The organism is Chitinimonas lacunae, assembly GCF_042650885.1.
Taxonomy (GTDB): Bacteria; Pseudomonadota; Gammaproteobacteria; order Burkholderiales; family Chitinimonadaceae; genus Chitinimonas_A; species Chitinimonas_A lacunae.
Genome location: NZ_JBHSBU010000001.1, coordinates 2,237,476 through 2,259,046 on the forward strand (window position 1 = coordinate 2,237,476; position 21,571 = coordinate 2,259,046).

The window sequence follows — 21,571 nt, forward strand, 5'->3', positions numbered from 1 at the left end:
GCTGGCGAGCTCGATTTGAACGGAAATGTCCTCCTGTCCGCGCCGGCTCCCAGGGTCTGGCGGAGTGGATACAGACGCCACGGAACAGCACGCTTTCCAGCTCGTCCGCCGCTTCCACTAAACCTCCTGCCGTCTCGCTGGACTGCCCACTGAAAAGCCCTTTCACCACTTGGCCCGCTGCGCATGGGTAGATCATAAGTTACTGAACCATCGTGCTTATTCGGGCCTATTCTGGTAATAATTTCGCCCTTGATCGACTGCCGGTGGTGCAGCGGTGCGTCTTCTTCGTTTTTCAGTCCATGCCTGCAGTGCTGCCTTACGCGCGCTGTTGGCGTTCGGATTGCTGTCGTGGGCCTGGGCACTCGACACCGTGACTATCGCCCGACCGGGCCTGCCGCGTATCTCGAGCACCCTGGCCCGGGTGGAAACCCGTCTGACCGCCGCCTACAGCGCGCTTGGCATCACCCCGCGCTTTATCGACCTGCCACCCCTGCGCGCCACGCTGTATGCCGCCACCGGCCAGATCGACGGTGAAATGGTCCGGGTAGCGATTCCGCCTGAATACCAGGACCGCTTTGTCCGGGTCAACGTCGTGGTAGCCCATTTCAACGTGGTGGTCATCACTGCCAATGCCGCCTTACGGGTCGAGCGGCCGGAAGACCTGGGGCGGCTGCGGGTCGGGGTGGTGCGCGGCATCTACGCCGCCGAGGAAACCGCCCGCTACGCCGCCCGGATCGAAGCGGCTGAGAGCTATGAAGCGCTCTATCAGATGCTGCGCCTAGGCCGGATCGATGCCGTGCTGTCGGTGCATTTCGAGGATACCGGTCCGCGCCGCGGCCCGTATCTGCGCCATGACGTGCTGGTAGGCCATGTGGTCAACGAAGCCGTTACCCGCTGGCCGGGCTACCATTTCCTGAATAGCCGCCATCTGGAATTGGCCAAACGGCTGACCCAGCAACTCAGGAAACCGGCACACGCACAGAAATAAAATTATCTGCAAAACCACTGCAAGACAGTGGAAAGAAAAAAAACAAAAAATAAAAAACCCGCTTAGGCGGGTTTTTTATCGTCCTTGCCGGCCGGCGAATGCCGATGTGCTTCCGAGCAGCGATCCGAAGCCGCCCTGCTATCCCTCCCCAACCGTGGACGGACAGCGTAGTGCATGACGCCACTTAGCTAAGGCAGCTTGCCTTGGGACGGACCGGGATGCCGGCGAGGCATTACTTCTCGACGAAGGCGCGCTCGATCACATAGTCGCCCGGCTCGCCCACCCGCGGCGACACCTTAAAGCCACGCTCGTCGAGCAGGGCGGCGGTCTCCTTCAACATGCTGGGACTGCCGCACAACATGGCGCGGTCGGTTTCCGGATTGAGCGGCGGCAGGCCGATATCCTTGCACAGCTTGCCGATCTTGATCAGATCGGTCAGCCGGCCCTGGTTACGGAACGGCTCGCGGGTCACGCTGGGGTAGTAGATCAGCTTTTCACGCACGGCTTCGCCGAAGAATTCGTTCTCCGGCAGCTCCTTGGTGATGAAGTCGGCATAGGCCAGTTCGCTGATATAGCGCACCCCGTGGAACAGAATCACCTTGTCGAAGCGTTCGTAGGTTTCCGGGTCCTTGATCACGCTCATAAACGGCGCGAGACCGGTGCCGGTGCCGAACAGGAACAGATGGCGGCCGGGCTTCAGATCATGCAGCACCAGCGTGCCGGTGGGCTTGCGGCTGACCAGGATCGGGTCGCCGACCTGGAGATGCTGCAAGCGCGAGGTCAGCGGACCATTGGGCACCTTGATGCTGAAGAATTCCAGATGCTCATCGTAGTTGGCACTGGCGATGCTATAGGCGCGCATCAGCGGCCGACCCTGCACTTCCAGGCCGATCATCACGAAATGGCCGTTCTCGAAACGCAGGCCGGGGTCACGGGTGGTGGTGAAGCTAAACAGGGTGTCGTTCCAGTGGTGGACGCTCAGAACACGTTCGGTAACGAAATTTGAGGACATGGCAGACTCGACAGACGGGGAGTTTCAAACGCCGCTTCGGGAAGCACGGGCTAGGCAGGCATAACGGCAACGGATTTTGCGCGATCTGGGCGGGTGACGCACCCGCTTTATCGCCATATGCATATGAATTCGATGAAATCAAGAGGGCAACCGGACGCCTGCCCGGGCAGGCGTCCGTTTCAGCCCGTTCAGGCCAGCGCTTTCTCGATGCGATCGAGCGCCTTTTCCAGATTGCTCATGCTGGTGGCAAAGCTGATCCGGAAATAACCTTCGGCGCCGAAGGCCGAACCGGGCACCACGGCGACATCCTGGGCTTCGAGCAGATAGTTGCCCAGCGCCAGATCAGTCGGTTCGGCCAGCTTTCCTTCTTCATACAGATTGCGGATCGCTTCGCGCGCATCGACAAAGGCGTAGAAGGCACCGCCGGCCGACAGGCATTTGAGGCCACGGGTGGCATTGAAGCGGCGTACCACGAACTCGTGCCGCTCGTTGAAAGCCTTGAGCATCGGGGCAAAGCATTCCTGCTGCGGGCCATTAAGCGCGGCTTCGGCCGCTACCTGGGCGATCGAGGTCGGGTTGGAGGTCGATTGCGACTGGATATTCTCCATCGCCTTGATCAGCTTCTCCGGACCTGCCGCGTAGCCGATACGCCAGCCGGTCATCGAATAGGCCTTGGAGACGCCGTTGAGCAGGATGGTCTGCGGATACAGCTCGGGGCAGGCATTGAGGATGTTGGCGAAACGGGTATCGCCCAGCATCACATGCTCATACATATCGTCCGAAGCGATCAGCACGCCCGGATGGCGTTTGAGCACTTCGCCCAGCGCCTTGAGTTCTTCGAGGCTGTAGACCGCGCCAGTCGGATTGGACGGCGAGTTGATCACCAGCATCTTGGTCTTGGGCGTAATGGCCGCTTCGAGTTGGGCCGGGCTCAGCTTATAGCCTTGCTCGATCCCGCACTCGACGATCACCGGGCGGCCTTCGGCCAGGATCACCATATCGGGGTAGGACACCCAGTACGGCGCCGGAATGATCACTTCATCGCCGGCATTGAGATAAGCCTGGCACAGATTGTAGAAGCTCTGCTTGCCGCCGACCGACACCAGGATCTGCTTGGCGGTGTAGTCGAGCCCCTGATCGCGCTTGAATTTGGCGATCACGGCATTCTTGAGGCCGGGCGTGCCCGATACCGGGGTGTATTTAGTGAAACCGTTCTGGATCGCTGCGATAGCCGCCGCCTTGATATGGTCGGGGGTATCGAAATCCGGTTCGCCAGCTGCCAGCGCGACCACATCGCGCCCTTCAGCTTTGAGACGTTGCGCCTTGGCGGTGATGGCGAGGGTGGGCGATTCCTTGATGGCTTGGACGCGATGCGAGAGTTCCACGGAGGCTCCTTGGGGGCGGCAGAGAAAATCTGCGCCATTATACCCCCGTCTCGCCGGCACGGCGCTTGACTAGCGAGCGTTTGCCCAAGCCCTGACATCACCTATGGTAAGTAAGGTCGCAACGACCTCCTTGGCGGATAGCACCCCTACGTCGACTTTTCCCTTGTTGCAGATGGCAGGGTCGGCAGCGGCGTCATTCCCTTATTGCTCAGGAGGAAAACACTATGGGCCCTATCGTCAAGATCCACGGCGAAACCGGACGGTTGATCGTGCTCGGTCAATTTGACGTCAATCTCTATCGCGCTTTTCGCGGCAGCTCGCAGCAATTGCTCGATAACGCGACCGTGCGGGAAATCCTGATCGACCTTGAGCAGGTACACAGCATGGACAGCTCGGCCATCGGCATGATGCTGCTGCTACAGGAGCGGGCGTCGCTATCTGACAAGTCGATGTATCTGATCAACTGCAGGGACGCGGTCCGACAGACGCTGGCAGGTAGCGGGGCGGGCCGGCATTTCAAGTTCCGCCATTGAACCGGCAGCAAAACGGCCCGCAGAGCGGGCCGTTTCGTTGGGTAGCCGGGCAATCAGAACAGGAAGTTCCACACCCAGGTGCCGGCCGGGAATTCGGTGCCGTCGACAATCACCGAGCCCGAGGAATTGACCGCGTTGACGCTGGCGCCGACCGATACATCCACGCGCAGGTTGTTGTAGGTGACGTTGAACTTCTGACCCTGGATGGTATAGGCGACCGGGCCGCCGTTATAGGTCAGCGAAGCACTCGACGTCGCGGCATCGAACTGCATGCCGAAGTTGAGCGAACCATGGGCGGTAAAGCCGCCGGCATTGGCCGGGGCGAAATTATTGAAATTCAGCGTGCCATCGATCTTCATGGCCGAGAACTGGCCGGTGCTGAAGTCGATATCGGTACAGCTATTGCCCGTCACCGACATCTGGCCCTTGCTCATCATCGAGAACAGATCGGTGGCTGGGGTGATCGGGGTGCAGATCTCCTGGGCCGATACGCCGCTGGCCAGCAGGCTCAGTCCCAGCGCGGCTGCGTAAAGCGATTTCTTCATGGTCGACTCCCTACACAGAAAAATGCGAATAGCCTAGCAAAACCTGACTATTCAAGCGAGCAGATTATGACGCCAGCAATTTTGCCAGATAATGGCCGGTATGGCTGGCCGGGTTTGCCGCAACATCCTCTGGTGTACCGGTAGCCAGGATCTGCCCGCCGCCGGCGCCGCCCTCGGGGCCGAGATCGACCAGCCAGTCGGCGGTCTTGATCACATCGAGGTTGTGTTCGATCACCACCACAGTATTGCCGTGCTCGCGCAGGCGATGCAGCACCTGCAGCAGCAGATCGATGTCATGGAAATGCAGGCCGGTGGTCGGCTCATCGAGGATATACAAGGTACGGCCGGTATCGCGCTTTGACAGCTCCAGCGCCAGCTTGACCCGCTGTGCCTCGCCGCCCGACAGCGTGGTGGCCGACTGGCCCAGCCGGATATAGGACAGGCCCACATCCATCAGTGTCTTGAGCTTGCGCGCCACCGCCGGCACGGGCTCGAAGAATTCATAGGCCTGCTCGACCGTCATCTCCAGGACTTCATGGATATTGCGTCCCTTGTACTGGACCTCCAGCGTCTCGCGGTTGTAGCGCTTGCCATGGCAGACGTCGCACGCCACATAGACATCGGGCAGGAAGTGCATCTCGACCTTGATCACCCCATCGCCCTGACAGGCCTCGCAGCGGCCGCCCTTGACGTTGAAGGAGAAGCGGCCGGCGCTATAGCCGCGCTCGCGTGCCGCCGGCACGCCGGCAAACAGTTCGCGGATCGGGGTGAACACCCCGGTATAGGTAGCTGGGTTGGAGCGCGGCGTGCGGCCGATCGGGCTTTGGTCGACATTGATGACCTTGTCGAACTGCTCAAGTCCGACCACCGCATCGTGCGGCGCCGGTTCCTCGTTGCTGCCGTAGAGCGCGCGCGCCACGGCGTGATAGAGGGTGTCGTTGATCAGCGTGCTCTTGCCCGAACCCGATACGCCAGTGACACAGACCAGCAGCCCGAGCGGCAGTGCCAGATCGACCCCCTTGAGGTTATTGCCGCGCGCCCCTTTCAGCGTCAGCCAGCGTTCGGGATCGGGCGCCCGCCGCTTGGCCGGTACCTCGATACGGCGCCGTCCCGACAGGAATTGGCCGGTGATCGAGCGCTCCTCGGCCATGATCTGCTCGGGCGTGCCGACTGCCAGCACCTCACCGCCATGCTCGCCCGCTCCTGGACCCATATCGACCAGACAATCGGCGGCACGGATCGCATCCTCGTCGTGTTCCACCACGATCACCGAATTGCCCAGATCGCGCAGCCGCATCAGCGTGGCCAGCAGACGGTCGTTATCGCGCTGGTGCAGACCGATCGACGGCTCGTCGAGCACATACATCACCCCGGTCAGGCCCGAACCGATCTGGCTGGCCAGCCGGATCCGCTGTGCCTCACCGCCCGACAGGGTATCGGCCGAACGCTCCAGCGACAGGTAATCGAGTCCGACATTGACCAGAAAGCCCAGCCGGTCGTCGATTTCCTTGACGATCTTCTCTGCAATGCGCGCCTTGGCGCCGCTCAGTTCGAGCTCGGTGAAAAAGCGGCTGGTATCACGCAGCGCCAGCTGGTTGATCTCGTGCAGGCTGCGACCGCCGACCCGCACATGACGGGCCTCGAGCCGCAGACGGGCGCCGTTGCAGCTCGGGCAGGGCTGGTTGTTCTGGTATTTGGCCAATTCCTCGCGCACCGTGCTCGAATCGGTTTCGCGATAGCGCCGCTCCAGATTGGGAATGATGCCCTCGAACGGATGGGAGCGATCAAAGCGCGTGCCCTTCTCGTTGAGATAGGTGAAACGGATCGCCTCACGCCCCGAGCCATACAGCACCGACTTCTGCACCGCATCGGGCAGGTTGCGCCAGGGTGTCTCGACGCTGAAACCGTAATGGTCGGCAAGACTGGTCAGCATCTGGAAATAGAACTGGTTGCGCTGATCCCAGCCCTTGACCGCCCCGGCCGCCAGACTGAGTTCAGGCTGCGCCACCACCCGGCGCGGGTCGAAGAACTGGATCGCGCCCAGGCCATCGCACTTGGGGCAGGCGCCCATCGGGTTATTGAACGAGAACAGCCGGGGTTCGAGTTCAGGCAGGCTGTAGCTGCACACCGGACAGGCGAACTTGGCCGAGAACCAGTGCTCGCGCCCGCTTTCCATCTCGACGGCGATGGCGCGGCCATCGGCATGACGCAAAGCGGTTTCAAACGATTCGGCCAGCCGCTGCTTGAGATCGGCGCGGACCTTGAGCCTGTCCACCACCACTTCGATGGTGTGTTTCTTGTTCTTGTCGAGCTTGGGCACCTGATCGATCTCGAATACTTCGCCATCGACCCGCACCCGCACAAAGCCCTGGGCGCGCAATTCCTCGAACAGCTCGACATTCTCGCCCTTGCGCCCGACGATCAGCGGCGACAGCACCATCAGACGGGTGTCTTCAGGCAGCGCCAGCACATGGTCCACCATCTGGCTCACCGTCTGCGACTCGAGCGCCTGGCCGTGGTCGGGGCAGTAGGGCGTGCCGATGCGGGCAAACAGCAGGCGCAGATAGTCATGGATTTCGGTAACGGTGCCCACGGTCGAGCGCGGGTTGTGGCTGGTGGCTTTCTGCTCGATCGAAATGGCCGGACTCAGGCCCTCGATCAGGTCCACGTCGGGTTTCTCCATCAATTGCAGGAACTGGCGCGCATAGGCCGACAGCGACTCGACATAGCGACGCTGGCCTTCGGCATACAGGGTGTCGAAGGCCAGCGAGGATTTGCCTGAACCCGATAAACCGGTGATCACGATCAGTTGATGACGCGGCAGATCGAGGTTGATGTTCTTGAGATTGTGGGTGCGGGCGCCACGGATGCGGATCAGGGCATTGGGATCGACGGGACGGTAGCTGCTCATAGCGGTCTCGACAAAAAGGAAACCGGGCAGTTGCGGCACAGAACCGGCGCTGACCCGGGTTGCGGTTAACGTTTGTTCACCATCATACTGCAAAAACCGGCGCTGGTCGGACTCGTGTGCCGACCGGGACAGGCAGTTGGACATCGTCGCACAGCATATGGAGATTATTTTTTATTTACTTAATAAATACAGCCACATGCCTTGCAACGATTTTACCTTTTATTTTAATTTTTTAATCGACCCACTGTCCGGCGCCCGCCACATGGGCGTGGCCGCTGCCGCCTTGCCGGGCCATGCCGGCGATGGACGGCGCAGTCTGCTAAAATCGCGCGTTTCGCTTTTCTCGGCCTGCCATGTCCCCGCTCGAACTCCGTGCCAGTCTCGGCCTCTCCGGCCTTTATGCCCTGCGCATGCTGGGCATGTTTCTGGTGCTGCCGGTCTTTGCGGTCTATGCCCGCGCCCTGCCCGGCGGCGACAACCATGCGCTGGTCGGTGTGGCGCTCGGCGCCTATGGCCTGACCCAGGCGCTGTTGCAGTTGCCGCTGGGAATGCTGTCCGACCGGATCGGCCGCAAACCGGTGATCTATCTGGGCTTGACCTTGTTCGCCCTGGGCAGCCTGCTGGCCGCCCTGGCCGACAGCCTGATCTGGATCGCCGTCGGCCGCGCCCTCCAGGGCAGCGGTGCCATTTCCGCCGCGATCACCGCCCTGCTGGCCGATCTGACCCGCGAAGAACATCGCACCAAGGCCATGGCGATTGTCGGCGGCACGATAGGCGCCACGTTTGCCGCCTCCCTGGTCATCGCCCCGCCGCTGGCGCAGTGGGTGGGCCTGCCCGGCATCTTCCTGCTGACCGGTGCCCTGGCGGTGGCTGCCATGCTGGGCACCTGGCGCATCATTCCCGACCCGTCGAAAAGCAGTTTCCACTCCGACGCCGAGGCCAATCCGCAGCGCCTGCCCATGGTGCTCAAGGACCCGCAATTACTGCGCCTGAACTACGGCGTATTTGCTTTACATGCCGCCCAGATGGCGATGTTCGTCACCATGCCACTGGCGCTGACCCAGGCGGCCGGCCTGCCGGTCGACCAGCACTGGAAAGTCTATCTGCCGGTGATGGGAATGGGTTTCCTGCTGATGGTGCCCGCAGTCATCGTGGGCGAGACGCGCAATCGGCTCAAGCAGGTCTTTCTGGCGGCCGTGGCCCTGATGCTGGTGGCCCAGCTTGGCATGAGCGCTGGTGGCCTCGACAGCCTCGGACCTATCGTGCTGTGGCTCGGGCTCTATTTCGTGGCCTTCAATATCCTCGAAGCCACCCAGCCCAGCCTGATCTCCAAGCTGGCGCCGGCCGAGGCCAAGGGCACGGCCATGGGGGTCTACAACACCACCCAGTCGCTGGGCTTTTTCGTCGGCTCGGCCGGCGGCGGATGGCTGTACCACCACAGTGGCGCCAGTCCGGTCTATGCGCTGTGTGCGGTACTGATCGGCATCTGGCTGGTCCTGAGTCTTGGTCTGCGTCCACCGTTACCGGTGCGGACCATGATGTACCATATCGACGACGACCGGCTGGGCGACGCCCCGGGTCTGGCGCGCCAGCTGGCCGCGCTCGACGGCGTCAAGGAAGCCGTGGTGATCGCCGAAGAAGGCGTGGCCTATCTCAAGGTGATGCGCGAAGGCTGGGACGAAGCGGGCGCCCGCCAATTGCTGTTCGGCCACGCCTAGTCGGCCACGCCTCGTCGGCCACACCTACTTATCCAACGGGTTGCAGTGGCAACCCGTTTCCTCGAACCCTTTATCGAAGCGGGCCCCCGGCCCCTCCCCAGGATCAACGGAGAACCCCACCCATGGCATCACTGAATAAAGTCCTGCTGATCGGCAACCTCGGCCGCGATCCGGAAGTGCGCTATATGCCCAATGGCGAAGCCGTCGCCAATTTCAGCATCGCCACCACGGAAAAATGGAAAGATAAAAGTTCCGGCCAAATGCAGGAAAAGACCGAGTGGCACAATATCGTGATGTATCGGCGCCTGGCTGAAATCGCCGGCCAATATCTGAAAAAAGGCAGCCAGGTCTATATCGAAGGTCGCCTACAGACCCGCAAGTGGCAGGACAAGAACACCAACCAGGACCGCTACACCACCGAAATCATCGCCGATGAAATGAAGATGCTGGGCGGCCGTGCCGGCGGCGGCATGGGCGGCGCCGATTTCGACCAGACCCCGCGCTACGACGAAGGTCCGCGCGGCGGTAACGGCGGCGGTATGCAGCAAGGCGGCCAGGCCGCTCCGGCCCCGACCCCGCGTCAGGCAGCCCAGCCCAAGAACTTTGATGATTTCGAGGACGATATTCCGTTCTGAGCGCCCTCTGCGCATGGCCGGAAAACTCGGCATCAGCGGGTCCGGACCTGAAGGTGCGAAGGCATAGCCTCCAACGAGTTTCAGGACCGAGTCCGATTCAACCGGCAATGCGCTGACGGCCAAAAAATCCCGGCAGAGATAAGTCTGCCGGGATTTTTTATGGCGCTTGCCCGAACCGTTCAACAACGACGGATACAGCAGCAAAAAACTATCCTCCAATTACAACAAGCTCAGTGCAAATACAGTCTTTGCACCGGATGCATTGAAATCGAAGGATAGTTATTTACGTCTCCTGCCTCTTCGGGGCAGTCCCCTCACTCAGCGCTTCACCAGCACCTGCGCCGCATCGAGCGCGCCGTAGGTAAAGATCCCCTTGGCCCCTGCCCGCTTGAACGACAGCAGCGTTTCGAGCAGCAGCCCTTCATAGTTGGCCCACCCCGCCTCCGCCGCCATCTGCAACATGGCGTACTCGCCGCTGACCTGATAGGCAAAGATCGGCAGATGGCTGTTCTGGCTCAGGGTCAGGATCACATCGAGGAACGGGCCGCCTGGCTTGACCATCAGGATATCGGCACCTTCCTGCTCGTCGAGCCGGGCTTCGCGGATCGCTTCCTCGCGGTTGCGCACATCGAGGAAATAGGTCTTCTTGCCGTCGGGACCGGGGCCCTTGCTCAGGCCGGCGCTGCTGCGCACCGCATCGCGGAACGGACCGTAGAACTGCGAAGCGTATTTGGCGGTATAGGAGAGGATGGAGACATGCTGATAACCCGCGCCATCGAGTGTGCGGCGGATGGCGCCGACGCGGCCGTCCATCATATCGGAGGGTGCCACCACATCGGCGCCGGCGCGGGCGTGAGCGAGCGCCATTTCAGCCAGGATGGCCACCGATTCGTCGTTGAGAATCCGGCCATCGCGCACCAGACCGTCCTGGCCGTGGCTGGTATAGCGGTCAATGGCCACATCGGTGATCACTCCGATATTGGCCTGGGCCGCCTTGATGGCGGCAATCGCCTCGCAGGCGAGTTCGTCGGTGCGGGCATAGTCGGCATCCTCACTGCGCCGGCTCGGGTCGATCACCGGAAACAGCGCAATCGCCGGAATGCCGAGCGCCTGAGCTTCCTGTGCCACCTCGGCGAGTTCGGCGACGGTATAGCGCACCACGCCCTTCATCGAGGTTTCCCGCGCCTGGGACGGCGACTCGCGCACGAAGACCGGCAGGATCAGATCGCGCGGGCTCAGATCGACTTCGGCCACCATATCGCGCATCCACGGGCTGGTCCGGCCCCGACGCGGCCGGACCAGCATGGTCGAGAGGTCGGTTTGGAAAACGCTAGGGTCGAATTGGGTCATCGCAGATCCTTCCGCAGCTCGGCTGCACGAAATTAGGGGCGGGCGTGATTGTAGCAGCTGGGACCACCACGCCGCGGCAGGTGGGCGCGTGCCTTGCTCATCGCAGCAAAGTACCGTCCTTCGTCCCGCTGCTGCACGATGACCATTGACGCCATCTACTCGTAAAGAGACATTATTCGATTTCTGCTATTTCGAAATAAGTCGTCCGGGAGATTCCAGCCTATGTTGCCCACTCATCGCCTCCTGCTCGCGCCCATTGGTGCAGCGCTGCTCGCCACCTCAGGCTTCAGCGCCGACCAGGGCTATCAGCTACCGCCGCCCGAATTGCAGGCGCTGGTCGACGCCCCGCGTACTCCCGGCTTCTCACTGGGCAGTCAGCGCACCAAGGCGATGATCATCAACCGGCCCGGCATGCCCGGTATCCGCGAAGTGGCGGCACCGGAACTCAAGCTTGCCGGCATCCGGCTCAACCCGACCATGCGGGCGATGACCCGCTACAGCTTCGGCGACCGCCTGACCCTGATCGATATTGCCAGCGGCCAGGAGCGAGTGGTCAGCGGCCTGCCGCCCAAACCGCGTATCGCCGACTATGCCTGGTCGGCCGACGAGCGCTGGTTTGCCTTCAGCCACTGGGGCGAACAGGGCGTCGAGCTGTGGCTGGTCGACACCCAAAGCGCCAGCGCCCGCCGACTGCTCCATGAGCCGCTCAACGCCACGTCGAGCGGCGGCTTTGCCTGGCTTGGCAGCAGCCATCGCCTGCTGGTGAAACTGCCGCCCAAAGGTCAGCCGCCACAGCCCCAGGCACCGACCGTGCCGACCGGCCCGAAAATCCAGGAAAGCCGTGGCGGCCCGGTATCGCAGCTGCGTACCTACCCCGATATGCTCAAGACCGCCTACGACGCCGACCTGCTCGAATGGCAGCTCGACAGCCAACTGGGCCTGGTCTCGCTCGATGGCAAGCTCGAACGTTTCGGTCCGAACGCCCGCATTATCGGCGCCCAGCCTTCGCCCGACGGCCAGCGTGTGCTGGTGACCACCCTGCATCGGCCCTATTCCACCCTGGTGCCGCTGTGGCTGTTCCCGCAGAAGGTCGAGATCTGGGATCTGGCCGGCAATAAGCAGGTCACGCTGTCCGAGCGGCCGCTGACCGAGCGGATTCCCCCGGGCAACGATGCCGTGCTGCCCGGCCGGCGCGACTTCGGCTGGCGTGCCGATGCGCCGGCCACGGTCTACTGGGCCGAAGCGCAGGACGAAGGCGATCCGTCGCGTCCAGCCAAGATCCGCGATGCACTGTTCATGCTGGCTGCCCCGTTCACTGCCGCGCCGCAGAAACTGATCGAAGTCGGCTTCCGCTTGCAGGAAGTCGAATGGAGCAGCGGCGAGCTGGCCCTGGTGACGGAAGACTGGTGGAAGAGCCGCGATACCCGCACCTGGCGCATCCAGCCCGATCGGCCCGCCCAGGCGCCCGAGCTGCTGGTCGAGCGCAAGCGCGAGGACCGCTATGCCGACCCGGGTCATCCGATGTTTGCCCGCAATCAATATGGTCAGCCGGTGGTGCGGCTGTCGGCCGACGGCAAATCGTTCTTCCTGAGCGGCGAAGGCGCCAGCCCCGAAGGCGACCGGCCGTTTGTCGACCGCTACGAGATCAGCAGCCATAAAACCACCCGGCTGTGGCGCTCGGAAGCGCCCCATTACGAGATCGCCGTCGCCATGGTCGACGACGAGCGCATCGTCACCAGCCGCGAGTCGAACCAGGAGCGGCCCAACTACTATCTGCGCCACCTGGGCCAGGCCAAGTCGCCGATGGCGCTGACCCGCTTCCCCCATCCGACCCCGCAGCTGGTCGGGGTGCAGAAACAGTTGCTGCGTTATAAACGCGCCGACGGGGTCGATCTGACCGGCACGCTGTATCTGCCGCCGGGCTATGAGGCCAAGCGCGATGGTCCGCTGCCTTTGCTGATGTGGGCCTATCCGCAGGAATTCAAAACCGCCCAGGCCGCCTCGCAGGTCACCGACTCGCCCTACCGCTTCAACTGGATCAGCGTGATGGGCCCGCAAGCGATGCTGGCGCGCGGTTATGCCGTACTCGACGACCCGACCATGCCCATCATCGGCGAAGGCAATAAAGAGCCGAACGACTCCTATGTCGAACAACTGACTGCCAGCGCCAAGGCAGCCGTCGATGAAGTGGTGCGGCTGGGCGTGGCCGACCGCGACCGGATCGCCATCGGCGGCCACAGCTACGGCGCCTTCATGACCGCCAATCTGCTGGCCCATACCCGGCTGTTCCGCGCCGGCATCGCACGCTCGGGTGCCTATAACCGCACGCTGACCCCGTTTGGCTTCCAGGCCGAAGACCGCAATTTCTGGCAGGCCCAGACGACCTATCAGGTGATGTCGCCGTTCAACCATGCCGACAAGATCAAGGACCCGCTGTTGCTGATCCATGGCGAGACCGACAGCAATCCCGGCACCTTCCCGGTGCAGAGCGAGCGCTTCTTCCAGGCTCTGCAGGGGCTGGGCGCCACGGCACGGCTGGTGATGTTGCCCAGCGAACTGCACGGCTATAACGCACGCGAGTCGGTGATGCATATGCTGTGGGAACAGGACCGCTGGCTCGATCAGTACCTCAAGCAGGCCAAGCCGCGTGAGTCCGAAACGGCCCAGCCGCCGGCCAAACCCGCTTGAGGCATTGCAGAGAATTAGGCAGATTTAGGTATTTTTTTAATATATCCCGCCTGGTGTCTAGCACACACCAGGCGGGATTTATTCTATTTGCAGGCTCGTCCATCGTGTCCAAGCGAGCGGGACACGACAGGCAAGCAGAAGGGGGCAAAGAGGAGGAAAGGTTTCAAACAGCCGGATCGGCCAGCCAGCTACCCGATTTGCCGCCGTGCTTTTCGAGCAGGCGGACCTCGGAGATGGTCATGGCGCGATCCACTGCCTTGCACATATCGTAGATGGTGAGCAGCGCGACCGTCGCGGCGGTCAGTGCCTCCATCTCGACCCCGGTCCGGCCGACGGTCTCGGTGGTGGCCCGGCAGCACACGGCATTGGCGGCCTCGTCGACCATGAATTCGACCGTCACCCGGGTCAGCGGCAGCGGATGGCAGAGCGGGATCAGCTCGCCGGTCCGCTTGGCCGCCATAATGCCGGCCAGGCGCGCCACCCCGAATACATCACCCTTGCGGTGGGCACCATCGCGGATCATGGCCAGCGTCTCGGGCTGCATGGTGATCTGCCCGGCCGCCACCCCGATCCGATGGGTTTCCGGCTTGGCCGAGACATCGACCATATGGGCGTCGCCCCGGGCGTCGAAATGGGTCAGCGTCTGGCTCATGGTGAATAGTTCCGTTCGATCTGTTTTTTAGGAAATCAGGGGAAAGCGCATCTGGTATTGCAGTGCAATATCAGATATTTTTCCGGCGACGAAATCAGCCCGCCTAGTCGTGGTCGGTCGCGCCATAGCGCTCACTGACCACCTGATGCCAGCGCTCGGCGGCCGACTGGTCGCTATGGCGGGCATCGACCCAGCGGGCACCCGTGCCGGTCCATTCCTTTTTCCAGAACGGGGCGCGGGTCTTGAGATAGTCCATGATAAAGGCGTTGGCCTCGTAGGCGCTGTGGCGGTGGGCGCTGGCGGTCAGCACCATCACGATGCGATCGCCCGGCTCGAGCCGGCCGACCCGGTGCCAGATCCGTACCGCCCGCAGCGGCCAGCGCAGCGCAGCTTCTTCGGCGATCCGGGTCAGCGACTTTTCGGTCATGCCGGGATAGTGTTCGAGTTCAAGGGCGTTGACGTCGCTATCGAGGTTGAGGTCGCGCACCAGACCCACAAAGCTGGCTACGGCGCCAATGCCACGGTCATCGTGGATCAGGGCGTTGAATTCGCGGCCAAGGTCGAAATCCTCGGCGCTGACGGTAATCTCGATACGGGCATTGACCGGTACATCGTCAAGCATATTCAGCCTCCGGTCACAGGGGGAAAGATCGCCACTTCGGCGCCGTCGCACAGCGGGGCGTCGGGCGCGACCAGATCGTGGTCGATGGCGATACGGAAAGGTCGGCCGCTGGCCAGTTCTTCGCGCCAGGCACCGCCTCGGGCGATCAGACGGTCGATCAGTTCGGCGGCCGTACCGTCATTGCAGCGGACGGTTTCGCGTTCCAGGCCAAAGCGTTCGCGCAGCCTGGCGAAGTAGAGCAGATGTAGGGTTTTCATGGCGTGGACCGGAAAGGATCGGACCGTTCCGGATTTAGTGGACTCGCATCAGTTTGAGGTAGTCGCGTTCGGCCAATTCGCGGCGCTGGCATTCGTCCGAGTCGTCGCTGGCGATATCGACCACCACCTTGACGTAGCGGCCGAGCCGCTGCCAGATGGCGATCGATAGACGTTCGGAGAACAGCGACTGGGTTTCGCCCGGACGGAAAGGCGCTTCGGCAGAGGCTTGCACAAACCAGGCACCGCCCCGATCTTCGCGCCGCACCCAGGCCGGTCCAACCCAGGCTGCGCGGATGGCGGCCAATACCTTGGCTGGTTCACTGCTGCCCAGCGGATAGACCGACAGATGCACGCGATAGGGCTTTGACATGCCGACCTCTGTGCCATAGATAAATGCAAAGTGCTCGATTTCGTTCTACCAAATCGGCCGCCGCGTCGCAACGTGACAGATTCACGGCATGTGTTAGAGTTTCGGTTGCGCGGTCGGTTATGACAATGGACTGACTGCACACTCCAATCGAGGGGCCATTATGTCGCAAACGGATTTCGCCGGCACCCAGCCGCGCGTGCTGGTCGTCGACGATTCGCGTATCGTCCGTGCCACGGTCAAGAAGCATCTTTCAGGCAGCTTCGACATCATTGAGGAAGCCGACGGCGAAGCCGGCTGGCAGCGGCTGAGTGCCGACAGCACGGTACAGGTGATGATCAGCGATCTCACCATGCCACGACTCGACGGCTTCGGCCTGCTTGAGCGGGTACGCAAGGCGGCCGATCACCGTGTCCGCACCACCCCCGTGATCATCATCTCCGGCGAAGAAGACGCCGAAACCAAGCAGATGGCAGTCGAAAAGGGTGCCAACGATTTCATCACCAAATCCACCGACCGGGCCGAGATGGTGGCCCGGGTCGCCGCCGCCGTGCAGCTCGCCAAGGCCGCACGCGAACTGAAGACGGCCGAGGAAGTCCAGGCCAAGACCACCACCACCGACACCAAGACCGGCCTCGCCACCCAGCATCTGCTCGAAATCGAAGCCGAGAAGGCGCTGGCCCACGCCATGCGCCATCAGACCGAAGTCACCCTGCTGCTGTTCGAACTCGACGAGTTCGCCGCGCTGCGTCAGCGGCTGGGCGACGGTATCGCCGACCAGCTGATGGGCATGATCTCGAAGCTCCTGGCCGGCAAGCTGCGCAAGGAGGAAACCCTGGCCCGGCTCGACGGTCCGTGCTTCGGCCTGGTGCTGCCCTCGCCGCTCAACGGCAGCCTGGTGCTGGCCGACCGGCTGCGCCAGACCATCGCGGGCGCCAAGGTCAATTTCCGTGGCGAACAGATCAAGCTCACCGCCAGTGTCGGCGTCGCCAGCAGCGACCGCGACGGCAGCTATGCCTATGGCGCGCTGTTCGAAGCCGCCCGCGCCCGCAGCCGGCTGGCCAGCCAGGCCGGCGGCAACCGGGTGCAGGCGCCGAGTGACACCCCGCCTCACCATGTCGATATCGCCGCCGCCCTGGGCCTACTCCAGAGTGGCAATCAGGCGGCTGTCCTGCCCCATCTGCGCAAGCTGCTGCACGAACTGACCCCGCTGCTGCAACTGGCCGAACGCGAACTCGGTCCGGACTGGCAAGCCCGTCTGGTCAGCGAACGCTGAGCCTCAACCGGCACCGTCTGCCCAGCGGTGCCGGTTTCCTGTTGTACACATACGACACGACAACCGTCCCAGGCTTCAGTTCCCGGGACAAAAGTGCCTGACTCCGGCTAAGGTCTAGCCTGATTCGACGCTGCAATATCCCGTCACGCACGTCGCAATAAAGCAACAATAACGCTCGACCAGGGAAAGCCCACTGAGGCAATGCTTCCGTCGCTCAGCGAAGCAGGTCGGCGTTTCTACTCCGGAGATTCCATATGAAGCTGAAACACCTCGCCCAGGCCATTGCCCTGATCGGCGCCGTTGGCAGCCTGCCTGCCTTTGCCGCTGAGACGGTCGAAAAGATCGAAGTTACCGGCACCAATATCAAACGTATCTCCAAGGAAGGTCCGTCCCCGGTTCAGGTGATCCGCCGCGAGGATATCCAGCGCACTGGCGTCTCCAGCACCGGTGAGCTGCTGCGCAGCCTCACCGCCAACAGCGGCCTGTCGCTTGACGACAACGCCACCAATTCGTTTGCCAAGGGCACCTCGGGCGTCAGCCTGCGTGGCCTTGGCCAGAAAGCCACGCTGACCCTGGTCAACGGCCGCCGGATGGCCAGCTATGGCTTTGCCCAGAACATCACCAATTCCTTCGTCGACCTCAACAGCATCCCGGTCGGCGCCATCGAGCGTATCGATGTGCTCAAGGGCGGCGCCTCGGCCATCTACGGCTCGGACGCCATTGCCGGCGTGATCAATGTGGTGCTGCGCCGCGACTATCAAGGCGCTGAAGTAGGCGCGGCCTATGGCAGCAGCGAAAAAGGCGATGGTGAGGAAATCACCATCAATGCCACCGGCGGCTACGGCAGTCTGAGCGAAGACCGCTTCAACGTGATGGGTACCTTCGACTACTTCAAGCGCGAACCGGTGTTCCTGCGTGACCGCGGCCTGAGCAGCTCGTCCGATGCACGCGCCTATGGCGGTGGCGACAAGCGTTCCACCTCGGGCAACCCGGGCACCTACTACAACCCGGGCGGCGCCACGGCGGCCACCGATCTGCGCGGCACCGCCCCGATGCCCACCTGCCCGCCCGACCGCATGGTCAGCGGCTACTGCCGGTACGACTTCAACCGCGATGTGGTGGCGATTCCGGAAACCGAACGCGCCGGCTTCTTTGGCCGCGCCACCTTCTCGGTCAACGAGAACCTGTCGCTGTTCGGCGAAGCGGCCTATTCGCGCAACGACACGCTGACCATCGCCGCACCCAGCCCCAACAATACTGGCGACATCATTCTGCGCCGTGGTCACCCGAACAATCCGTACAACGGCGACGTCGGTCTGCTGTATCGCTTCGTCGAAGCCGGCAACCGGATGAACGATATCACCACCGATGCCTACCGCGCCCTGTTCGGCGTCAAGGGTAACTTCGCTAAGTTCGACTACGAGGCCGGCGTCAGCTATGCCCGCAGCGAAACCGAAGAGCTGGGCTACAACTACATCAACGCCATGCGGGTGCGTGAAGTCACTGCCAACGGCAGCTACAACTATCTGAACCCATACAGCAATCCGGCCAGCCTGATCGACAGCCTGAAGACCGTTACCAGCCGCAACGGCCTGTCGACCATGAAGACCTTCGACGCCAAGATTTCGGGCGAGCTGGTCGAACTGCCGGCCGGTCCGCTGGCCATGGCCGCCGGTGTCGACTACCGGCGCGAGACCGCCAACGACAGCCGCGACCCGCTGTCGGCAGCGGGCCAGATCATCGGTTCAGGCGGCAGCAGCGCCAAGGGCGAACGCAACGTCAAGGCCGCCTTCCTTGAATTCAACGTGCCGCTGCACAGCACGCTGGAACTGCAACTGGCCGCCCGCTACGACAAGTACTCCAATATCGCCAACGGTGCCGAGACCTCGCCCAAGGTGGCCCTGCGCTGGCAGCCGGACAAGACCATGCTGTTCCGCGCCTCCTACGCCGAAGGCTTCCGCGCCCCGTCCTTGCAGGAGCAGTACCTCGGCGCCACCACCTCGTTCAACAGCGGCCAGCGCGATCCGGTCCGTTGCCCGGTCACCAATGATGCCGGCACCGACTGCGCGGCCCAGTACAAGGTCATCAGCGGCGGCAACCTGAACCTCAAGCCCGAGTCGTCGAAGAGCACCAATGTGGGCTTTGTGCTGGAGCCGACCAACAATATCTCGTTCGGCATGGAGTACTACCGGATCGACTACAAGGACGAGATCAGCTCGATCCCGGTGGTCGATATCCTGGCCAAGCCCGAGACCTACGGCCATCTGATCCACCGTCTGGCCCCGACGCCCGAAGATATCGCGCGCGGTCTGCCGGGCCGGATCGACTATATCAGCCGCGAATACATCAACACTGCCAGCACCAAGACCCGTGGCCTCGACTTCGACCTGACCCTGCGCTTTGACCTCGGCTCGGCCGGCCGTCTGACCTTCAAGGACAGCGCCACCTATGTGCTGAGCCATAAGACCCGCACCACGATCACTTCTCAGGAAACCGAGGATCTGGGCACCCACAACCTGCCGCGCCTGCATAACAGCGCCGAACTGTCGTGGGACAAGGGCGATCTGCAGAGCACCGTGCGCATCAACACGGTCGGCAACTTCGCCCAGCTGAAGAATTCGGTACCGGCCTCGCAACCGAACCAGAATATCGCCAGCTGGACCACGGTCGATGCCCAGGTCGGCTACCGGGTGATCAAGCCGCTCAAGCTCACCTTCGGCATCAAGAACCTGTTCGACCGCGACCCGCCGCTCGACTACAGCGACAGCAGCAACTACAACATCTCGCAGCACAATATCCGCGGCCGTTACTACTACGGCAGAATCAACTATCAGTTCTGATCCTGCTGGAAACAAGAAAAGGGGCTTTCGCCCCTTTTTTATTTTTTATCTATATCCAGCATCAGTTCTAACGCCTGTTTTGCATAAATTATGCAAATCCCAGGTATCTGGACACAGGAAAGGGGCCGCGGCCCCTTTCTCGTCCTATCGGCCCGCTTCAGCGGAAAAAGCCATTGGTGATCGGATAACGCCAATCCTTGCCAAAGCCGCGCGGCGTGATGCGGGCGCCGACGGCCGCCTGGCGGCGTTTGTATTCGTTGACCTTGAGCAGCTTCACCACCCGCAGCACATCGGCTTCGCTGAAACCGGCGGCGATGATGTCGGCGATCGACTCGTTGCGCTCGACATAGCGCTCCATGATGGCGTCGAGGATTTCATAGGGCGGCAGCGAATCCTGATCGACCTGATCGGCGCGCAATTCGGCCGACGGCGGCCGGGTGATGATGCGTTCGGGGATCACCTCGCCCAGGCTGTTACGGTAATGGGCGAGCCGGTACACCAGGGTCTTGGCAATATCCTTGAGCACTGCATAGCCGCCCGCCATATCGCCGTACAGCGTGGCATAGCCAGTGGTCATCTCGGACTTGTTGCCCGTGGTCAGCACCAGACGACCGGTCTTGTTCGACAGCGCCATCAGCAGCACGCCACGGATGCGGCTTTGCAGATTCTCTTCGGTCGCATCGACCGGCAGACCGGCAAAATGCGGCGCCAGCGCGCTGCTGAACGCCGCGAACATCGGCTCGATATCGATCTCGTCGTACTGGACACCCAGCCGCTTCACCATCTCGCGCGAATCATCAAGGCTGATCGACGCGGTATAGCGCGACGGCATCATCACTGCCCGTACCCGCTCAGCGCCCAGCGCATCGACCGCAATCGCCAGCGTCAGGGCCGAATCGATGCCGCCGGAGAGGCCGATGATCGCGCCGGGGAAACGGTTCTTGTCGATATAGTCGCGGGTCGCCAGCGTCAGCGCCCGATAGACGGCCGCCTCGTGCTCGAGCGCCGGGGCAATGGCGCCGGGCAGCAGATCGCCGTTCTGGAATTCCACCATCTCCAGTGCCGGCTCGAATGCCGGCAAGCGGGCCGCCAGGCTGCCGTCGCGGGCCAGGGCAAACGAGCTGCCGTCAAAGACCAGTTCGTCCTGACCGCCCACCCAGTTGCAGTAGATCAGCGGCAGACCGGTTTCCTCGACCCGGTTGCGCACGATGGCGCTGCGCACCCCTTCCTTGCCCAGATGATAGGGCGAGGCATTGGGCACCAGCAGCAGCTCGGCGCCCTGCTCGGCGGCTTCGGCCGCGGGCTCGAGATGCCATACATCCTCACAGATCAACACCCCGACCCGCACGGTCGAGCCATCGTGACAGCGCTGCTCGAACACCCCCGCCCCGGCACCCGGCGTGAAATAGCGGCATTCGTCGAACACTTCGTTATTGGGCAGCACCATTTTCTGGTAGCGCAAAACGATATGACCGTCGCGCATCACGGTCACGGCATTGAACCGTTCCTCGCCCAGCCACTGCGGATGACCGACCACCAGGGTGATATCGTCGGCCGCGTCGAGCAGTCGGTCGAGCTGCTCGTTGCACGCGGCGTAGAAGCTCGGGCGCAGCAGCAGATCCTCAGGCGGATAGCCGGCCAGGGTCAGTTCGGGGCAGAGCAGGATATCGGCGCCCTGCTGACGGGCCAGCGCCAGCTGGGCCAGCACCTGATCGGTATTGCCGGCGAGGTCGCCGACCGTGGCGTTGAACTGGGCAATCGCAATTTTCATGGTGGATTCCTGACGGAGCGC

At 62.5% G+C, this 21,571-nt stretch carries 17 protein-coding genes; 7 read left to right on the forward strand and 10 right to left on the reverse strand.

Features of this window, described 5'->3' with window-relative positions; translation table 11 throughout:
• Window positions 1–328: 328 nt before the first annotated feature.
• Entirely contained in the window at window positions 329–988 is a 660-nt protein-coding gene (locus tag ACFOW7_RS09215; protein ID WP_378163377.1) for a hypothetical protein, read from the forward strand.
• Between the two features lie 232 nt (window positions 989–1,220).
• On the opposite strand, the gene ACFOW7_RS09220 is transcribed toward ACFOW7_RS09215, so the two are convergent.
• Both ACFOW7_RS09220 and ACFOW7_RS09225 read right to left on the reverse strand, forming a co-directional pair.
• Entirely contained in the window at window positions 1,221–2,000 is a 780-nt protein-coding gene (locus ACFOW7_RS09220; RefSeq protein WP_378163379.1) for a ferredoxin--NADP reductase, read from the reverse strand.
• A 188-nt stretch (window positions 2,001–2,188) separates the two neighbouring features.
• Window positions 2,189–3,385 (reverse strand): pyridoxal phosphate-dependent aminotransferase, encoded by a 1,197-nt coding sequence (locus tag ACFOW7_RS09225; RefSeq protein ID WP_378163381.1) that lies wholly within the window; start codon window positions 3,383–3,385, stop codon window positions 2,189–2,191.
• A 224-nt stretch (window positions 3,386–3,609) separates the two neighbouring features.
• Between ACFOW7_RS09225 and ACFOW7_RS09230 the strand changes: the two genes are divergently transcribed.
• Window positions 3,610–3,918, forward strand: coding sequence for an STAS domain-containing protein (locus ACFOW7_RS09230; protein WP_378163383.1), 309 nt, complete (start codon window positions 3,610–3,612; stop codon window positions 3,916–3,918).
• A gap of 53 nt (window positions 3,919–3,971) precedes the next feature.
• On the opposite strand, the gene ACFOW7_RS09235 is transcribed toward ACFOW7_RS09230, so the two are convergent.
• Together ACFOW7_RS09235 and uvrA are read right to left on the reverse strand one after the other, a co-directional pair.
• The gene (locus tag ACFOW7_RS09235) at window positions 3,972–4,463 is read right to left on the reverse strand and encodes a hypothetical protein (protein ID WP_378163385.1); all 492 of its coding nucleotides are present in this window, start codon (window positions 4,461–4,463) and stop codon (window positions 3,972–3,974) included.
• A 64-nt stretch (window positions 4,464–4,527) separates the two neighbouring features.
• Entirely contained in the window at window positions 4,528–7,374 is a 2,847-nt protein-coding gene (gene uvrA, locus ACFOW7_RS09240; RefSeq protein WP_378163387.1) for an excinuclease ABC subunit UvrA, read from the reverse strand.
• 353 nt (window positions 7,375–7,727) lie between these two features.
• Here uvrA and ACFOW7_RS09245 point away from each other — a divergent pair, with 353 nt between their 5' ends.
• The gene (locus ACFOW7_RS09245; RefSeq protein WP_378163390.1) at window positions 7,728–9,092 is read left to right on the forward strand and encodes an MFS transporter; all 1,365 of its coding nucleotides are present in this window, start codon (window positions 7,728–7,730) and stop codon (window positions 9,090–9,092) included.
• Between the two features lie 122 nt (window positions 9,093–9,214).
• Window positions 9,215–9,727: a single-stranded DNA-binding protein gene (ssb, locus tag ACFOW7_RS09250; RefSeq protein ID WP_378163392.1), complete on the forward strand. Its 513-nt coding sequence runs from the start codon at window positions 9,215–9,217 to the stop codon at window positions 9,725–9,727.
• Window positions 9,728–10,045: 318 nt separating this feature from the next.
• Here ssb and hemB read toward each other — a convergent pair whose 3' ends face one another.
• Window positions 10,046–11,077 (reverse strand): porphobilinogen synthase, encoded by a 1,032-nt coding sequence (gene hemB, locus ACFOW7_RS09255; RefSeq protein WP_378163394.1) that lies wholly within the window; start codon window positions 11,075–11,077, stop codon window positions 10,046–10,048.
• 222 nt (window positions 11,078–11,299) lie between these two features.
• Here hemB and ACFOW7_RS09260 point away from each other — a divergent pair, with 222 nt between their 5' ends.
• Window positions 11,300–13,765, forward strand: a complete 2,466-nt coding sequence (locus ACFOW7_RS09260) for an alpha/beta hydrolase family protein (protein ID WP_378163396.1) — start codon at window positions 11,300–11,302, stop codon at window positions 13,763–13,765.
• Window positions 13,766–13,928: 163 nt separating this feature from the next.
• On the opposite strand, the gene moaC is transcribed toward ACFOW7_RS09260, so the two are convergent.
• From moaC to ACFOW7_RS09280, 4 genes are all read right to left on the reverse strand, one after another.
• Entirely contained in the window at window positions 13,929–14,417 is a 489-nt protein-coding gene (gene moaC / locus ACFOW7_RS09265; RefSeq protein ID WP_378163398.1) for a cyclic pyranopterin monophosphate synthase MoaC, read from the reverse strand.
• Between the two features lie 103 nt (window positions 14,418–14,520).
• Window positions 14,521–15,039, reverse strand: a complete 519-nt coding sequence (gene moaE / locus ACFOW7_RS09270) for a molybdopterin synthase catalytic subunit MoaE (protein ID WP_378163400.1) — start codon at window positions 15,037–15,039, stop codon at window positions 14,521–14,523.
• Window positions 15,040–15,041: 2 nt separating this feature from the next.
• Window positions 15,042–15,296, reverse strand: a complete 255-nt coding sequence (locus tag ACFOW7_RS09275) for a MoaD/ThiS family protein (protein WP_378163402.1) — start codon at window positions 15,294–15,296, stop codon at window positions 15,042–15,044.
• Window positions 15,297–15,330: 34 nt separating this feature from the next.
• Complete coding sequence (locus tag ACFOW7_RS09280; protein ID WP_378163404.1) at window positions 15,331–15,666, reverse strand: hypothetical protein; 336 nt, start codon at window positions 15,664–15,666, stop codon at window positions 15,331–15,333.
• A 160-nt stretch (window positions 15,667–15,826) separates the two neighbouring features.
• Between ACFOW7_RS09280 and ACFOW7_RS09285 the strand changes: the two genes are divergently transcribed.
• Window positions 15,827–16,939: a GGDEF domain-containing response regulator gene (locus ACFOW7_RS09285; protein WP_378163406.1), complete on the forward strand. Its 1,113-nt coding sequence runs from the start codon at window positions 15,827–15,829 to the stop codon at window positions 16,937–16,939.
• 254 nt (window positions 16,940–17,193) lie between these two features.
• Complete coding sequence (locus ACFOW7_RS09290) at window positions 17,194–19,779, forward strand: TonB-dependent receptor (RefSeq protein WP_378163408.1); 2,586 nt, start codon at window positions 17,194–17,196, stop codon at window positions 19,777–19,779.
• A 157-nt stretch (window positions 19,780–19,936) separates the two neighbouring features.
• Here the strand turns inward: ACFOW7_RS09290 and ACFOW7_RS09295 are convergent, their stop codons facing one another.
• A complete protein-coding gene (locus ACFOW7_RS09295) occupies window positions 19,937–21,550 on the reverse strand; it encodes an NAD+ synthase (RefSeq protein WP_378163410.1) in 1,614 nt (537 codons plus the stop codon).
• Window positions 21,551–21,571 lie beyond the last annotated feature (21 nt).

Excerpts from the sequence above, each read along its gene's own strand:
- ACFOW7_RS09220 (WP_378163379.1), bottom strand. The coding sequence starts at position 2,000 with ATGTCCTCAAATTTCGTTACCGAACGTGTTCTGAGCGTCCACCACTGG.
- ACFOW7_RS09280 (WP_378163404.1), bottom strand. The coding sequence starts at position 15,666 with ATGTCAAAGCCCTATCGCGTGCATCTGTCGGTCTATCCGCTGGGCAGC.
- uvrA (WP_378163387.1), bottom strand. The coding sequence starts at position 7,374 with ATGAGCAGCTACCGTCCCGTCGATCCCAATGCCCTGATCCGCATCCGT.
- ACFOW7_RS09235 (WP_378163385.1), bottom strand. The coding sequence starts at position 4,463 with ATGAAGAAATCGCTTTACGCAGCCGCGCTGGGACTGAGCCTGCTGGCC.
- hemB (WP_378163394.1), bottom strand. The coding sequence starts at position 11,077 with ATGACCCAATTCGACCCTAGCGTTTTCCAAACCGACCTCTCGACCATG.
- ACFOW7_RS09245 (WP_378163390.1), top strand. The coding sequence starts at position 7,728 with ATGTCCCCGCTCGAACTCCGTGCCAGTCTCGGCCTCTCCGGCCTTTAT.
- ACFOW7_RS09230 (WP_378163383.1), top strand. The coding sequence starts at position 3,610 with ATGGGCCCTATCGTCAAGATCCACGGCGAAACCGGACGGTTGATCGTG.
- moaC (WP_378163398.1), bottom strand. The coding sequence starts at position 14,417 with ATGAGCCAGACGCTGACCCATTTCGACGCCCGGGGCGACGCCCATATG.
- ACFOW7_RS09285 (WP_378163406.1), top strand. The coding sequence starts at position 15,827 with ATGTCGCAAACGGATTTCGCCGGCACCCAGCCGCGCGTGCTGGTCGTC.
- moaE (WP_378163400.1), bottom strand. The coding sequence starts at position 15,039 with ATGCTTGACGATGTACCGGTCAATGCCCGTATCGAGATTACCGTCAGC.
- ACFOW7_RS09260 (WP_378163396.1), top strand. The coding sequence starts at position 11,300 with ATGTTGCCCACTCATCGCCTCCTGCTCGCGCCCATTGGTGCAGCGCTG.
- ACFOW7_RS09275 (WP_378163402.1), bottom strand. The coding sequence starts at position 15,296 with ATGAAAACCCTACATCTGCTCTACTTCGCCAGGCTGCGCGAACGCTTT.
- ACFOW7_RS09290 (WP_378163408.1), top strand. The coding sequence starts at position 17,194 with ATGAAGCTGAAACACCTCGCCCAGGCCATTGCCCTGATCGGCGCCGTT.
- ssb (WP_378163392.1), top strand. The coding sequence starts at position 9,215 with ATGGCATCACTGAATAAAGTCCTGCTGATCGGCAACCTCGGCCGCGAT.
- ACFOW7_RS09295 (WP_378163410.1), bottom strand. The coding sequence starts at position 21,550 with ATGAAAATTGCGATTGCCCAGTTCAACGCCACGGTCGGCGACCTCGCC.